Origin of the sequence: Roseovarius gaetbuli, from assembly GCF_900172365.1 — a bacterium.
Classification (GTDB): domain Bacteria; phylum Pseudomonadota; class Alphaproteobacteria; order Rhodobacterales; family Rhodobacteraceae; genus Roseovarius; species Roseovarius gaetbuli.
On the sequence record NZ_FWFJ01000035.1, the window covers coordinates 26,500 to 40,568 of the forward strand.

Consider the following 14,069-nt stretch of genomic DNA (forward strand, 5'->3'; position numbering starts at 1 on the left):
AGGTCACGGCTGGTGAGCGCCCGCCTTGAGATCAAGCGCCGCCGCCAGAAGGGTGCGCGCATACTCGGTCTTGGGCGCTGAAAACAGCGCCTCTGCCTCGCCCTCTTCAACCACATCGCCCTGCTTCATCACCAACACCCGATGGCTCATCGCGCGCACCACATTTAGATCGTGACTGATGAACAGATAGGCCAGCCCGTATTTCACCTGTAGATCACGCAACAGGTCCACAATCTGAACCTGCACCGTCATATCAAGCGCCGATGTCGGCTCGTCCAGCACCACAAGCTTGGGCCGCAGGATCATCGCCCGCGCAATCGCGATCCGCTGTCGCTGACCGCCGGAAAACTCGTGCGGGTAGCGATCCATCGTTGCCGGGTTCAACCCCACCTCTTCCATCACCTCAGCCACCAGAACGCGCTGCGCGCGCCCGTCCGGGCTTCCGTGTACTCCCATGCCTTCGGCAATGATCTGTTCACAGGTCATGCGCGGGCTCAGGCTTCCGAAGGGGTCCTGAAAGACGATCTGCATGTCGGCCCTGCGATGGCGCAATTCGCGCGTTGACCAGCCATGCACGTCGCCGCCGTCAAAGGTGATCTTCCCCTCAGACGCAATCAACCGCATGATCGCAAGCGCCAGCGTGGTCTTGCCCGACCCGCTTTCGCCGACAATCCCAAGCGTCTCGCCCGCACGCACCGTCAAATTGGCGTCGTTAACCGCCTTCACATGGCCGACGGTGCGCTTCAAAAATCCCTTCTGGATCGGGAACCAGACGCGCAGGCCCTCGGTCTCAACCATCACCGGCGCATTTTCGGGCACAACGGCGGGTTGCCCCACCGCCCGCGCGCCCAGCAGTTTGCGGGTATAGGGGTGCTCTGGATTGGCAAATATCTCGGCCGTCGGCCCCTCTTCGACAATCTCGCCATCCTTCATCACGCAAACCCGGTCGGCGATCCGCTGAACCACGCCAAGGTCGTGGGTGATGAACAAAAGGCCCATCCCCTCTTCGCGCTTCAGCTCTGCCAACAACTCCAGAATCTGCGCCTGAATGGTGACATCAAGCGCCGTCGTCGGCTCGTCCGCGATAAGGATATCGGGCTTGTTGGCCAGAGCCATGGCGATCATCACCCGCTGGCGCTGTCCACCAGACAACTGATGCGGATAGGCGCCAAGCCGACTTTCAGCGTCGCGAATACCGACCCTTTGCAACAACTCGATAATCCGCACCCTTGCCGCGTCGCCGGTCAGCCCCTGATGCAATTCAAGGCTTTCGCGGATCTGCTTTTCAAGCGTGTGCAGCGGGTTGAGCGAGGTCATCGGCTCCTGGAAGATAAAGCTGATGTCGTTGCCGCGCACCTGCCGCAGCCGCCTGTCATCGGCGCCGATCATCTCTTGCCCGTCATAGGTCACACTTCCCGAGACCTCGGCCGAGCCGCCAAGAAGCGACACGGTACTTAGCGCCGTCACCGACTTGCCCGAGCCGCTTTCGCCCACGATGGCCACCGTCTCGCCGGGATCAAGGCGAAAGGACACGCCTTTGACCGCCTCGATCAATTGCCCGTCCTGGCGGAAACTTACCCGCAGGTCTTTGACCGTCAAAAGGCTCATTCGAATGTCTTTCTGGGGTCAAACGCATCCCGCACGCCTTCAAAGATGAAGACCAGCAGCGACAACATGATGGCAAAAGCAAAGAAGGCGGTGAACGCAAGCCAGGGCGCCTGAAGGTTCTGCTTGGCCTGAAGCGTCAACTCGCCAAGGCTCGGCGATGAGGACGGCAGGCCAAAACCCAGGAAATCCAGACCCGCCAGCAAGGAAATCGTGCCGGTGATTACAAAAGGCAACATGGTCAGCGTCGCCACCATGGCATTGGGCAACATATGTCGGAACATGATCGTCAGGTTGCTCACGCCCAAGGCCTTGGCCGCGCGCACATATTCAAGATTACGGGCGCGCAGGAACTCGGCACGTACCACGCCGACAAGACCCATCCAGCCAAACAGCACAGTGATAAACACCAAAAGCCAGAAACTGCGCGGCAGGATCGCGAACAGGATGATGATCACGTAAAGCTGTGGGGTGGAGGACCAGATTTCGATCACCCTCTGGAAAATCAAATCCGTGCGCCCGCCGAAAAAGCCCTGCACAGCCCCCGCGAAAATGCCGATCACCGAGGAAAGCGCTGTGACGATCAACGTGAACAGAACCGACAGGCGGAAACCGTAAATTACCCGCGCAAGCACATCGCGCTTGGTGTCATCCGTGCCCAAAAGGTTCTGAGCATTGGGCGGCAAGGGCGCGGCGCCGGGCCGATCAACGGTGGTGTTGTAACTGTAGGGGATCGGCGGCCAAATCGCCCAGCCAGCTTCGATCGCATCCCCTTCGACAACCCCGTCCTCGGCATCGGCCATCACGCCCTCTGGATCGTCAAAGCAGATGTCCAAGCCACCACTCGCGATCAGGCACTTTACCTCGGGATCACGATAAATCGCCTCGGTTTCAAAATCGCCACCAAAGGCGGTCTCGGGATAAAACTGAAACACCGGCATATAAAGCTCGCCCCGGTACTGCACCAGGATCGGTTTGTCGTTGGCCACGAACTCGGCAAAGAGCGAAATACCAAACACGATCACGAACAGAAACAGCGACCAATACGCCCGCCGATTGCGCCTGAAATTACGCCAGCGACGTTGATTGAGCGGTGAGAGAGCCATCACCACCCCCCTCTTTCATCGTTCCAGAAATACTCCGGGGGACAAGAAAATTCGCCGAATTTTCTTGGGGGGCAGCGCCCCCACTCCAAATCTGTCCTTGCGGCGCAAGCGTCGATTTTCATACGCCTCACCCTTCCCGCTTTTCAAAATCGATCCGCGGATCGACCAGCACATACATCAGGTCCGACAGGATACCGACAAGCAGGCCGATCAGACCGAACAGGAACAGCGTGCCAAACATCACCGGGTAATCGCGCCCCACGGCGGCCTCGAACCCAAGTCGACCAAGCCCATCAAGACTGAAAATCGTCTCGATCAGAACCGAACCGCCAAAGAACACGCCGATAAACACCGCCGGAAAGCCCGCGATCACGATCAGCATGGCATTGCGGAACACATGGCCATAAAGCACCTTACTTTCGCTTAGCCCCTTGGCCCGCGCTGTCATCACGTAGTGCTTCTTGATCTCGTCCAGAAAGCTGTTCTTGGTCAGCAATGTCAGCGTCGCAAAGGCCGATATGGTCGAGGCCAGCACTGGCAATGCGATGTGCCAGAGGTAATCCAACGCCTTGCCCACCAGCGACAGCTGATCGAAATTGTCCGAGGTCAGCCCACGCAGCGGAAACAGCTGCCAGTAACTGCCGCCCGCGAAGAGCACCAGCAACATGATCGCGAACAAAAACGCCGGGATCGCATAGGCGACGATGATCACAGCACTTGTCCATGTGTCAAAGCGGTTGCCATCGCCCACCGCCTTGCGGATGCCAAGCGGGATCGACACCAGATAGGCGATCACCGTCGACCACAGCCCCAGCGTGATACTGACCGGCATCTTTTCAAGCACCAGGTCAAGCACCTCGATTTTGCGGAAATAACTCTCTCCGAAATCAAGCCGCATGTAGTTCCACATCATGTTGAAGAACCGCTCCACGGGCGGCTTATCAAGGCCGAACTGCTCTTCCAGCTCCTTGATCAACTCGGGCGGAAGACCGCGCGCGCCAAGATATTGCTCATTGCCGCCAGCACTTCCGGTAAGTTCCTGACCGGTATCGCTGCCAGAGCCGGAAAAGCTCTCAAAGACGTTGCCCTGGCCTTGCATATTGGCAATCATCTGTTCGACCGGCCCGCCGGGCACGAATTGCACGAGGGCAAAGTTGATGATCATGATCCCCAACAGCGTCGGGATAATCAACAGCAACCGCCGCAGGATATAGGCACCCATTTACACAGATCCCATTGGCAAGCTCGCTTGCATCACAGCGCGCCTGCGTCCTTCAACGCCTTGGCCTTGTCCGCATTGTACCACCAGAAATCGAGCACCCCCGTCGCATAGCGCGGCAGGGGATCGGGGTGCTCGTACATGTCCCAATAGGCGACCCAGTTTTGATCAAGATACCAGGTCGGGATCATGAAAAACTCGTATCGCAGGGCACGATCAAGCGCGGTGAGGGCCACGTTCTGCGCCTCGGTGCTGTCGGATTCAAGCGCCGCATCGATGATCGCATCGACCATCGGGCTGGCAAGGCCGGCCGGGTTGAACAGGCTAAAGGCGGCCTCTTTGCTGCCGTAGCGTTGATGCAGACCCGTGCCCGCCTCAAGAAACGAGGTGTAGCTGTCAAAGATCAGGTCATAGTCGCGGTCGCGGCTGCGTTGGGTGTATTGCGCGGCGTCGATCTTATCAAACCGCGCGTCGATCCCCATCAGTTCAAGATTGCTGACAAAGCTTTCCACCACCGCCGACATCGTCGCCGAGCCAGAGGCCGAAATCGGGATCTCGATCTTGAGAACCTCGCCCTCGGCATTGCGCCGCTTGCCGTCATCGTCGACGGCCCAGCCGGCCTCGTCCAAAAGCTTCATCGCGGCGCGCAGGTTGCGCCGATCATTCAGCCGCGCCCCGTTTGACGCATGCGCCATCACCGCGGGCGTGCTGAGCATGCCCTCGGGCACGATATCGCCGAGCGATTTGAGCAACTCAAGTTCGGCCCCCTCGGGTAGGCCGGTCGCTTCCAGCGGGGTGTCCTGCACGAAGGAATGACGCTGTTTGAACAACCCGTATTGCAGCGATTCATTGGTCCACTCGAAATTAAACGCAAGCGCGATCGCCTGACGGACGCGGATGTCCTGTAAAATCTCGCGACCGAGATTGAACACAAAACCAGAGGGCGTCGGCGGCAACCCGTCGGGAAGCTCTGCCTTGACCACATGACCGTTCTTGACCGCCGGAAACTCATAGCCCGTGGCCCAGGTTTTCGAATTCCCCTCGGGGCGGAAGGTATAAATGCCGGCCTTGAAGGCCTCGAAGGCGGCATTGTCATCGGCGAAATACTCGATCCGGATCTTATCGAAATTATGCCGCCCCACGTTGATCGGCAAATCGCGGCCCCAGTAATCGGGGTTGCGCTGATAGACGATGTTGCGGTTCACGTCATAGCTTGCCATTTGATAGGGGCCCGACCCGGGCGCGGCATCAAGGCGCGGCTCGTCCAGACGGGCACCGGTTTTCTCGTACCAGGCCTTGGGAAAGACCGGCGTGCCGCCGACCTGATCAATCAGCGAGCGGCGCGAAATGCCTTCTGCAAAGGTGAACTTGACCCGGTGATCATCAAGCGCCTCGGCGCTCAGCACCCGGCGTTTGACCGCGTCGGCATAAGACTTCAAACCCTGATCCAGAAACAGGTTGTGCGAGAACACCACGTCATGCGCCGTCACCGGCGTGCCATCGGCAAACCGCGCCTCGGGGCGCATGGTGAAAATCACCCAAGTCTTGCCCTCGTCATATTCAAGGCTCTCGGCCAAAAGACCGTAGGCCTCGCTATAGCTATCACCGGGAAGCGGCTCGCCGCTGGCCTCGGAGGCGCCAAGCAGGCTCTCGTAGACCATCCAGGACAGGCGCCCGGCGCGGCCCTTGCGCGAATAGGGATTCATCGAATCAAACGTGCCCGGGGCATAAAGCGAGATTTCACCGCCCTTGGGCGCCTCGGGGTTCACGTAATCGAAATGCGGATAATCGGCGGGGTATTTCAGATCACCGAAATAGGAATAGCCATGCGAGGTGATCATATCATCCTGCGCCAAGGCCCCCTGAGCAAGCAGCGCGCCAATCGACAGGCCAATGGCGGCGGCCGCAATCCGCAAAGACGCAAAACGCTGGGGGGCCCGGGCTTTGGCCGGGGCGTGGTATCCGGTCATATCATTTTCCTCCTGCCGCACCCATAACTGGCGCTTTATCTGTTTAGGGCAAGCTAAGAGGGCGCCACGTCTTGTTCAAGCACTGTCGGCCCAAAGCCCCCGCAAATCCGTGTATAGCTCATGAAAAAGGCCGCCAACCCGGTGGGGCGGCGGCCTTGATACGATGTTGCGAGGCTTAGTTGGCGACGCTTTGCAGGTACCCGATCAAATTGGCCCGGTCCTGTTCATCTTTCAGCCCGGAAAAGCTCATGCGGTTACCAGCGGCAAAGTCACGCGGGTTGGTGATGAAGGCACCAAGCTTATCAGCAGACCACTCACCCTCGATACCGCTCAGAGCGTCAGAATATTTGAAGCCATCGACACCGGCGACATCACGGCCAACCACACCATAAAGATGCGGGCCAGCGCCATTCTTGCCGTCCTCTACCTTGTGGCAGGCGCCACATTTACGGAATATCTTTTTCCCGGCTTCGAGATCAGCGGCGGCAACCATCGCGGCAAAGTCCGATGCCCCAGAGGCAGCAGGCTCAGCCGCAGCTTCTTCGGCAGCAGGCGCAGCAGCGGCTTCTTCGGCAGCAGGCGCAGCCGCGGCTTCCTCAGCGGCAGGCTCAGCCGCAGCTTCCTCAGCAGCAGGCTCGGCAGCAGCCTCTTCGGCACCGGCATTCGGGTCTACGTATTTTTCACCGTCAACCTCATCGAGATAGGCAATCAGGTTCACCCGGTCTTCAGGTTTCTTCAAACCGGCAAAGCCCATGGTGGTGCCCGGCGCATAGCCTTTGGGATTTTCAAGGAAATCATAGAGGTTCTTCGGCGTCCAGACCTCGGCCACCGCTTCAAGCGCGCCGGAATAGCCAAAGCCTTCGGCGGCATCCACGTTGCGGCCAACCACGTCATAGAGGTAGGGGCCGGTGGCGTTCTCGCCTTTTTCAAGCTTGTGGCAGGCCTTGCATTTGCCAAAGACCTTTTCGCCCTTGTCGGCATCCGCCGCCAACAGCAGCTCGCCAAAGCTCGGGCCTTCATCGGCAGTGCTCTCGCCGCCCTCTTCGGCGGCGGTTTCAATCATATATCCCTGCGCGTGCTCGTCGCCGTGACCGCCGCCCATAGAATAAATTGTCTCTGCGGCCCAGTTTCCCATCAGAAAGATAAGAAGGGCCCCGCAGAGCGCGCCAACGGTCTTGGTAAGTGTCATTGTGTCGAACATGGGCCCGTTTCCATTTAAACTATCGTTGGCCGCGTATCTATCCGCTTCCCCTATGCGGGCGCAAGGTGTAGTTTCCGCGACCAAACGCCCGAGAGGGCCAAAAATACGGAAAATGTTCATGAGCAAGCGCATTGCCTTTCAGGGAGAGCCCGGTGCCTATTCGCATCAGGCCTGCCTCGAAACCTATCCAGAGCTAGAGGCATTGCCCTGTAGCACCTTTGAAGACGCGATTGCCGCCGTGCGCGATGGCAAGGCCGAATTGGCGATGCTGCCGGTGGAAAATTCAACCTTCGGGCGGGTGGCGGACATTCACCACCTGCTGCCTGATTCGGGGCTTCACATCATCGCCGAGGCCTTCGTGCGGGTGCAGATAAGCCTTTTGGCCCTGCCCGGCGTGCGCCTTGATCAGGTCGAAAGCGCGATGAGCCACACCATGCTTTTGGGTCAGTGCCGCGCCTTTCTCGAACGCCACGACATCCATCGCGTGACCGGCGCCGACACCGCAGGCTCGGCGCGTCACGTGGCCGAGGCCGGACAGCCCGAGATGGCCGCGCTTGCCAGTTCGCTGGCCGGCGAAATCTATGGGCTGGATGTGCTGGCCGAGGGCATCGAGGATGAGGGCAACAACACCACCCGCTTTCTGGTGATGGCGCGCGAGCCGGATTTCAGCCGTCGCGGCGATAACGGCATGATGACAACCTTTGTCTTTGAGGTGCGCAACATTCCGGCGGCGCTCTACAAGGCGATGGGCGGATTCGCGACCAATGGCGTGAACATGACCAAGCTTGAAAGCTATATGGTCGGCGGGTCGTTCACCGCGACACAGTTTTATGCCGATATCGAAGGTCACCCCGACGACCCCGAAGTGGCCCGCGCGCTTGACGAGTTGGATTATTTCACCTCGGACATCACGATTCTGGGCGTCTACCCCGCCGATCCGCGCCGCCATTAGGCGACAGCGGCGCCGTAAATGCCCTCGAAACGCCGCTGGCCCGCGCCCGACGCGGGCCTAACAGATTCGCGGAAGTTGCTCGCCAACAAGCATGTCCACAAGCCGTTGCCCGCCAAAAAGCGTTCCGCTTTCCTGTCGATGATCCTGACAATCCCGATGCCAAGGCCAAGCGCCGCCCCTGCCTCGTCATGGGTGTCCGCTGGTTCAGCGGTCAGAAGTTCGTCGAGATCGCATACGGCGCGGGCGCACGAACCGGTTCAAACCGCAGCTTCGAGATTTGCGTCAAAGGCGGCCGCGCAAAGGCGCAAGCCGGTCTTCGCTGCTACACCCGCTTCATCGGCACGCGTGCGATCATCGTGAGCATCGAACACCCGGGATTCGAGCCGGACCCCGAGACCGAACCCCCCGTAACAGGCCACCTCGACGCCAGGCTCATGCAGCGCCTGATGTCCGTCAAAGCGACGCGCCGGGCGCATGGCGATACGGCCCACTCGGTGATCAGAGCCCAGCATCTGCGGGATCAAAACAGGGAGCGGCTACAAGCGACGCGCGGTTTTCCTGAGCGGAACCGCGGTTCGTGTGTTGCCACCCCCTGAACCAAAACAAGGACGATAAAATGACTTTTGAAGACCTCTACAAACTGGAAACCGTCGAGGAACGCGCGGCGCACGCCTTTGCGGCCTCACGCGACTGCGTTACCGCGCTGAACGTCGATATCATCCCGAACTTGCAGCCACGCGAGCGGAGCGATCCCAAGCGACTGATCTCCGCCATCGAGAGTCGCCGCATCTTCGAACAGGACACACTCACTGAACTTGATGTCCTGATCGAAAAAGTGTCGCACCGGATCCTCGACGGTTCCGAAAACGTCGAGCAGTTCGTCGCCGACGAATGCCACATCAACGGCGATGCCGTGATCACGCATCTGCATCGAACCTCCGACGCAGACGCGCTCGCGCGCGCGCTGCCATTGCTGATCGAGTTCAACGAGACGCTTCTGGATGTCCACGATCTGATGCACGCGATCCGCGCGGTCGACAAGCTGCGCCAGCGTATCTGATCAAAAGCTGCGCGGGCCTCGGTCCGCTCAGGCGGGCGCGTCGATGTTCAACCTCCCTATTGCTGCTTTGTTGAAGGCGCGCCCGTTCATTAAGCTATCCGCGGAGGCTATCAGGTCATGCTTCTCCGCCCCTGTTTGCCAGCAGACCCAACAGGCCTTGAAGGCAGGTCAGGGGGACGGCGGTTAAGTTTGTTTTACGGAGATGACGCGCTGATGGTCCATGCCTTTGCGGTAACGGGTGATGATGATGCCTTTGGCGCGCAGGAACTCGATGAAACCAGAACAGTCAACGTTGAGGTCGGCCCTTTGCGGTCCTTCGTGTCTAATTCAGATGTTACGGCATAGCGCACCAAATTAGGTCCGTCGCAAACGGCGCGCAGCTTTCATGTCGCGCTTTATTTTTGGACGCCCGCCGATGTAGCCCGCATCGGTATAGCCATCGAAAATCATGGTGACCCTTCCGAACATGGCAGGACAGGCAGCCTGAACTGGCGCCCAAGTCTGGCGCCCCGATCTAGCACAAGATGTCACTCGTCCGGATTCGCCGCGCCCTTCTTGCGCACGTATAGCTCCAGCCGGTGATGGACGATGTCATAGCCCATCGCTTCGGCAATTTCGGCTTGCAGCTGCTCGATCCGGTCATTGGCGAATTCGATCACCTCGCCTGTTTCGACATCAATCATGTGATCATGATGCTGGGTCTCGGTATGTTCGAAACGCGCGGGCGTGCCCTCGAACTGATGGCGCAGGATCACGCCCTGCGCCTCGAGTTCGGTCAGAGTCCGATACACCGTCGAAAGCGATATCCCCGGCACCGCTTCTTCGGCGCGGCGTTGCAGTTCAACGGCTTCTGGGTGATCGTCGGCCTCGGCCAGTATGGTCAACAGCGCGGCCCGCTGGCGCGTGATGCGCACACCTGCGCTACGCAGGGCTGTCGTCAATTTCTTGGTTCTGTGGTCAATCCTGGTCATCGCGTCTTTTTCGCGCAAATATGGGGAAACACGCAAGCCCAAGGTGCAATTGATTTGCATTTTCATTGACAGTTGCAACTCATTCCTAAATGCACTTAAAGTAGAGGGAGAAAAGGAAACCTTGGATGATCAACAGAAGAGCGGTTTTGGGAGTGGTCACGAGCCTTGCGCTGGCCGGGATGTCAGGGCCGGCAGTGGCGCAAGACAAGCTAAAGGTCGTCACGACGTTCACGGTGATTGGCGACATGGCGCAAAACGTGGCAGGAGACGCGGCCGAGGTGGTCTCGATCACCAAGCCCGGCGCCGAAATTCACGGTTACGCGCCGACGCCACGCGATCTGGTCAAGGCACAGGGGGCGGACCTTATCCTGTGGAATGGACTGGGGCTCGAACGTTGGTTTGAGCAGTTCTTCGGCAACCTGCGCGATGTGCCTGCCGCCACGGTCTCCGAAGGCGTGGTGCCGATCGCGATTTCCGGCGGAGACTATACGGGAAAGCCCAACCCGCATGCCTGGATGGCGCTCGATTCCGCCGAGATCTATATCGACAACATCCGTGATGCGCTGAGCGCAGCCGATCCCGATAATACCGAAACTTATGCCGCCAATGCCAAAGCCTACAAGCAACAGATGGAAGAGGTGATCGGCCCGCTGCGCGCCGCCGTCCGGGCCCTGCCGGAAAGTCGCCGCTGGCTGGTGACCTCCGAGGGTGCGTTTTCCTATCTGGCGCGCGACTTCGGACTAAACGAGGTTTACCTCTGGCCGATCAACGCCGATGCGCAAGGCACGCCCCAACAGGTGCGCAAGGTGATCGACACGGTGCGCGAACATGCGATTCCGGTGGTGTTCTCCGAAAGCACCGTCTCGGACAAACCGGCACGGCAGGTGGCGCGCGAGACTGGGGTCGGCTATGGCGGTGTCCTTTACGTTGACAGCATCTCGGAACCTGGTGGCCCGGTGCCAAGCTATCTCGACTTGCTGCGCGTGACGTCGGAAACCATCGTAAAAGGTCTGCGGGAATGAACGGGGACGGCATCCGCGCCGAGGGCTTGACCGTCACCTATCGCACCGGGCACACCGCGCTGCGCAACGCCAGTTTTGCAATCCCGCGTGGTACGATCACCGCGCTGGTCGGCGTAAACGGAGCGGGCAAATCGACGCTGTTCAAGGCGCTGATGGGGTTCGTGCCGGTCTCGGCCGGGCGGATCACGATCCTGGGGCAACCGGTGCGCGCGATCATGAAACAACAGGCCGTGGCCTATGTTCCGCAGGCCGAAGAGGTCGACTGGACCTTTCCGGTGCTGGTTGAAGATGTGGTGATGATGGGGCGCTATGGCCATATGGGGTTCTTGCGCCGCGCGCGCGCGCGCGACCACGAGGCCGTTGCCACAGCCCTTGCCCGCGTCAACATGAGCGACTTTCGAAATCGTCAGATCGGCGAGCTTTCTGGCGGGCAGAAGAAGCGCGTCTTTCTGGCGCGAGCGCTTGCACAGGACGCGCAGGTCATTTTGCTGGACGAGCCGTTCACCGGCGTTGATGTGAAGACCGAGGAACAGATGATCGCCCTTTTGCGCGATTTGCGCGAAGAAGGGCGGGTCATGCTCGTCGCCACGCACAATCTGGGATCGGTGCCGGAGTTTTGCGACCGCGTCGTGCTGGTCAAGGGCACGGTGATCGCCCATGGCCCGACGGCCGAGGTTTTCACACCCGAACACCTGCGTGATGCCTTTGGCGGCGTGCTGCGGCATTTCCTGCTTGAAGGGCCGCGGTTGCACGCCGACGAAGACCCCCGCAAGCTTGACATCTTTACCGATGATGAGCGCCCGCTGGTGATCTATGATGATCGCACCCGAACGGTGAAGGGGCGGTCATGATCCTGCTTGAACCCTTCACCTACGGGTATATGACAAATGCAATCTGGGTCTCGGCTCTCGTCGGTGGAGTCTGCGCCTTTCTTTCCGCATACCTGATGCTCAAGGGTTGGTCGCTTATTGGCGATGCGCTTTCGCATTCCGTGGTGCCGGGTGTCGCGGGGGCCTATATGCTAGGGTTGCCCTTCGCACTTGGTGCCTTCCTGTCGGGCGGTCTGGCGGCGCTGTCGATGCTTTTCCTGCGCCAGAAGTCGGGCCTGAAAGAGGACGTGGTGATCGGGCTGATCTTCACCGCCTTTTTCGGCCTGGGGCTGTTCATGGTTTCGCTCAACCCGATGGCGGTTTCGATCCAGACAATCATCATGGGCAATATCCTTGCGATCACGCCCGGCGACACGTTACAGCTTGCGATCATCGGGGGCGTGTCCCTGATCGTTCTGCTTGCGAAATGGCGTGATCTTCTGGCCGTTTTCTTTGACGAGGCCCATGCGCGCTCGATCGGCCTGAATGTGACCGCGTTGCAGCTGGTCTTTTTCACGCTCTTGTCGGCCTCGACCGTGGCCGCGATGCAGACCGTGGGCGCGTTTCTGGTCATCGCGCTTGTCGTCACCCCCGGCGCGACCGCCTATCTGTTGACCGACCACTTTCCCCGGCTGCTGGCGCTTTCGGTCGCGATCGGGTCGACCACCTCGGCATTCGGTGCCTATTTAAGCTATTTCCTCGACGGCGCGACCGGCGGTGTGATCGTCTGCCTGCAAACGGCGCTGTTCGGGGTCGCACTGGTTTTCGCGCCCAAGCACGGGATGCTGGCCGCCCGCGCGCGCGCGAAAGCCGCACTTGAAGAGGCCATATGATGCAAGAGCTTTTACTGCCCCTGCAATTTCCCTTCATTCAGAATGCCATGCTGATCGTGTCGCTGATCGCTCCTGCGGCGGCGATGCTAAGCTGCTTGTTGGTGCTCAAAGGCTGGTCGCTAATGGGCGATGCCACCAGTCACGCGGTGCTGCCCGGCGTCGTACTGGCCTATCTGGCGGGGATTCCACTGATTATCGGCGCTTTTCTGGCGGGGCTTGTCTGCGCGCTTGGCACCGGCTTTATCACGGCAAACTCGAGGATAAAGCAGGACACGGTCATGGGCGTTCTATTTTCAGGCATGTTCGGCCTCGGTATCGTGATCTACACCAAAGTCGAAACCGCGCTTCATCTTGATCACATCCTGTTCGGCAACATGCTGGGTGTCGGGGTCACAGAGCTGTGGACCGCCGGGCTTATCTCGGGCGGAGTCGCTTTGATCCTCGGGGTGAAATGGCGCGATTTCCTCGCGCATAGCTTCGATCCGGTGCAGGCAAAGATGATCGGCCTGCACGTGGGGTTGTTGCATTACGGGCTGCTTGCGATTCTTTCGGCTACCATCGTGGCGATGCTGTCATCGGTTGGCATCATTCTATCGATTGCCTACCTGATTGCTCCGGGTGCCATCGCTTTCCTGCTCACGCGGCGGTTCTCGGCCATGATGGTCGTATCGATTGGCGTGGCCCTGCTGGCAGGAGTGACCGGGATATACGCCTCCTTCTGGCTTGATGCGGCCCCTGCGCCGACCATAGTGCTGATCCTGACGGGGATGTTTCTTGCCGCTCTGGCGCTGCGTAGGTTAGGCGAACGACGCATCAAAGGGCTAGTGTGAGGGATGAAACTGCCCTGAACGCAACGTGTGACAGGGGTTTGAATTGTTTTAGGTAGCACGGCGGAACCGAACCCACAGAACCGCCATTTTTTCCGGAGCCGCGGTCGAGTTGTTAAATGTCTGTTCGCACATAATCGCGAAAGCTCATTCGCACTTGCGGCGAAAGACCGCTTTCCGCCGATTCTGTGGAAAAACAACGTGTTGCTGTTGCAGAAAGTGTGGTTCTGAACAGAGCGCGAGCGCCTTTTCTATCAGGCTTTGCGCGTTTGCTGCGGTGCAGGAAGGATAGAGGTGTGTTGATTGTCACTGAGAACTGACCCGGCAACTGCAGAAATTGTCATTGAGAATTGACCCATGTGCAACCTTACCCCTGCTTGATTCAGCTGGGGGCTATTGGAGTGGTAGACATGGGATTTTTGAGGGTTATTCGG

Annotated in this window: 14 protein-coding genes; 7 read left to right on the forward strand and 7 right to left on the reverse strand. The window is 59.4% G+C overall.

Annotated features, from left to right (window positions below; genetic code table 11):
* Nucleotides 1-3 precede the first annotated feature (3 nt).
* The 5 genes from ROG8370_RS14815 to ROG8370_RS21625 form a co-directional block, all read right to left on the reverse strand.
* Entirely contained in the window at nucleotides 4-1,608 is a 1,605-nt protein-coding gene (locus ROG8370_RS14815) for an ABC transporter ATP-binding protein (RefSeq protein WP_085827953.1), read from the reverse strand.
* Entirely contained in the window at nucleotides 1,605-2,711 is a 1,107-nt protein-coding gene (locus tag ROG8370_RS14820; RefSeq protein ID WP_073198475.1) for an ABC transporter permease, read from the reverse strand. The genes ROG8370_RS14815 and ROG8370_RS14820 overlap by 4 nt, the downstream gene beginning before the upstream one ends.
* A gap of 127 nt (nucleotides 2,712-2,838) precedes the next feature.
* Nucleotides 2,839-3,933, reverse strand: a complete 1,095-nt coding sequence (locus ROG8370_RS14825) for a microcin C ABC transporter permease YejB (RefSeq protein WP_085827954.1) — start codon at nucleotides 3,931-3,933, stop codon at nucleotides 2,839-2,841.
* A gap of 32 nt (nucleotides 3,934-3,965) precedes the next feature.
* Nucleotides 3,966-5,900, reverse strand: coding sequence for an extracellular solute-binding protein (locus ROG8370_RS14830; protein WP_139838171.1), 1,935 nt, complete (start codon nucleotides 5,898-5,900; stop codon nucleotides 3,966-3,968).
* Between the two features lie 175 nt (nucleotides 5,901-6,075).
* The gene (locus ROG8370_RS21625; RefSeq protein ID WP_085827956.1) at nucleotides 6,076-7,101 is read right to left on the reverse strand and encodes a c-type cytochrome; all 1,026 of its coding nucleotides are present in this window, start codon (nucleotides 7,099-7,101) and stop codon (nucleotides 6,076-6,078) included.
* Between the two features lie 118 nt (nucleotides 7,102-7,219).
* Between ROG8370_RS21625 and ROG8370_RS14840 the strand changes: the two genes are divergently transcribed.
* The 3 genes from ROG8370_RS14840 (at nucleotide 7,220) to ROG8370_RS14850 (ending at nucleotide 9,113) form a co-directional block, all read left to right on the forward strand.
* Entirely contained in the window at nucleotides 7,220-8,053 is an 834-nt protein-coding gene (locus tag ROG8370_RS14840) for a prephenate dehydratase (RefSeq protein ID WP_085827957.1), read from the forward strand.
* A gap of 188 nt (nucleotides 8,054-8,241) precedes the next feature.
* Nucleotides 8,242-8,649, forward strand: coding sequence for a hypothetical protein (locus ROG8370_RS20255; RefSeq protein ID WP_139838172.1), 408 nt, complete (start codon nucleotides 8,242-8,244; stop codon nucleotides 8,647-8,649).
* 20 nt (nucleotides 8,650-8,669) lie between these two features.
* Nucleotides 8,670-9,113: a hypothetical protein gene (locus ROG8370_RS14850; RefSeq protein ID WP_085827959.1), complete on the forward strand. Its 444-nt coding sequence runs from the start codon at nucleotides 8,670-8,672 to the stop codon at nucleotides 9,111-9,113.
* 527 nt (nucleotides 9,114-9,640) lie between these two features.
* Here the strand turns inward: ROG8370_RS14850 and ROG8370_RS14855 are convergent.
* The gene (locus tag ROG8370_RS14855) at nucleotides 9,641-10,084 is read right to left on the reverse strand and encodes a Fur family transcriptional regulator (RefSeq protein ID WP_085827969.1); all 444 of its coding nucleotides are present in this window, start codon (nucleotides 10,082-10,084) and stop codon (nucleotides 9,641-9,643) included.
* A 125-nt stretch (nucleotides 10,085-10,209) separates the two neighbouring features.
* Between ROG8370_RS14855 and ROG8370_RS14860 the strand changes: the two genes are divergently transcribed.
* From ROG8370_RS14860 to ROG8370_RS14875, 4 genes are read left to right on the forward strand one after another with little or no spacing between them, the layout of a single operon-like run.
* Nucleotides 10,210-11,106, forward strand: a complete 897-nt coding sequence (locus ROG8370_RS14860) for a metal ABC transporter substrate-binding protein (RefSeq protein ID WP_085827960.1) — start codon at nucleotides 10,210-10,212, stop codon at nucleotides 11,104-11,106.
* The gene (locus ROG8370_RS14865) at nucleotides 11,103-11,957 is read left to right on the forward strand and encodes a manganese/iron ABC transporter ATP-binding protein (protein WP_085827961.1); all 855 of its coding nucleotides are present in this window, start codon (nucleotides 11,103-11,105) and stop codon (nucleotides 11,955-11,957) included. Before ROG8370_RS14860 ends, ROG8370_RS14865 begins: the two co-directional genes overlap by 4 nt.
* Complete coding sequence (locus tag ROG8370_RS14870; protein ID WP_085827962.1) at nucleotides 11,954-12,808, forward strand: metal ABC transporter permease; 855 nt, start codon at nucleotides 11,954-11,956, stop codon at nucleotides 12,806-12,808. Before ROG8370_RS14865 ends, ROG8370_RS14870 begins: the two co-directional genes overlap by 4 nt.
* Entirely contained in the window at nucleotides 12,805-13,638 is an 834-nt protein-coding gene (locus ROG8370_RS14875; RefSeq protein ID WP_085827963.1) for a metal ABC transporter permease, read from the forward strand. The genes ROG8370_RS14870 and ROG8370_RS14875 overlap by 4 nt, the downstream gene beginning before the upstream one ends.
* A gap of 251 nt (nucleotides 13,639-13,889) precedes the next feature.
* On the opposite strand, the gene ROG8370_RS20765 is transcribed toward ROG8370_RS14875, so the two are convergent.
* On the reverse strand, nucleotides 13,890-14,069 hold a 180-nt coding region (locus ROG8370_RS20765), incomplete at its 5' end, for a hypothetical protein (protein WP_212580092.1).

Excerpts from the sequence above, each read along its gene's own strand:
- ROG8370_RS20255 (WP_139838172.1), top strand. The coding sequence starts at position 8,242 with ATGGGTGTCCGCTGGTTCAGCGGTCAGAAGTTCGTCGAGATCGCATAC.
- ROG8370_RS14840 (WP_085827957.1), top strand. The coding sequence starts at position 7,220 with ATGAGCAAGCGCATTGCCTTTCAGGGAGAGCCCGGTGCCTATTCGCAT.
- ROG8370_RS14815 (WP_085827953.1), bottom strand. The coding sequence starts at position 1,608 with ATGAGCCTTTTGACGGTCAAAGACCTGCGGGTAAGTTTCCGCCAGGAC.
- ROG8370_RS21625 (WP_085827956.1), bottom strand. The coding sequence starts at position 7,101 with ATGTTCGACACAATGACACTTACCAAGACCGTTGGCGCGCTCTGCGGG.
- ROG8370_RS14865 (WP_085827961.1), top strand. The coding sequence starts at position 11,103 with ATGAACGGGGACGGCATCCGCGCCGAGGGCTTGACCGTCACCTATCGC.
- ROG8370_RS14855 (WP_085827969.1), bottom strand. The coding sequence starts at position 10,084 with ATGACCAGGATTGACCACAGAACCAAGAAATTGACGACAGCCCTGCGT.
- ROG8370_RS14875 (WP_085827963.1), top strand. The coding sequence starts at position 12,805 with ATGATGCAAGAGCTTTTACTGCCCCTGCAATTTCCCTTCATTCAGAAT.
- ROG8370_RS14860 (WP_085827960.1), top strand. The coding sequence starts at position 10,210 with ATGATCAACAGAAGAGCGGTTTTGGGAGTGGTCACGAGCCTTGCGCTG.
- ROG8370_RS14825 (WP_085827954.1), bottom strand. The coding sequence starts at position 3,933 with ATGGGTGCCTATATCCTGCGGCGGTTGCTGTTGATTATCCCGACGCTG.
- ROG8370_RS14870 (WP_085827962.1), top strand. The coding sequence starts at position 11,954 with ATGATCCTGCTTGAACCCTTCACCTACGGGTATATGACAAATGCAATC.
- ROG8370_RS14820 (WP_073198475.1), bottom strand. The coding sequence starts at position 2,711 with ATGGCTCTCTCACCGCTCAATCAACGTCGCTGGCGTAATTTCAGGCGC.
- ROG8370_RS14830 (WP_139838171.1), bottom strand. The coding sequence starts at position 5,900 with ATGACCGGATACCACGCCCCGGCCAAAGCCCGGGCCCCCCAGCGTTTT.
- ROG8370_RS14850 (WP_085827959.1), top strand. The coding sequence starts at position 8,670 with ATGACTTTTGAAGACCTCTACAAACTGGAAACCGTCGAGGAACGCGCG.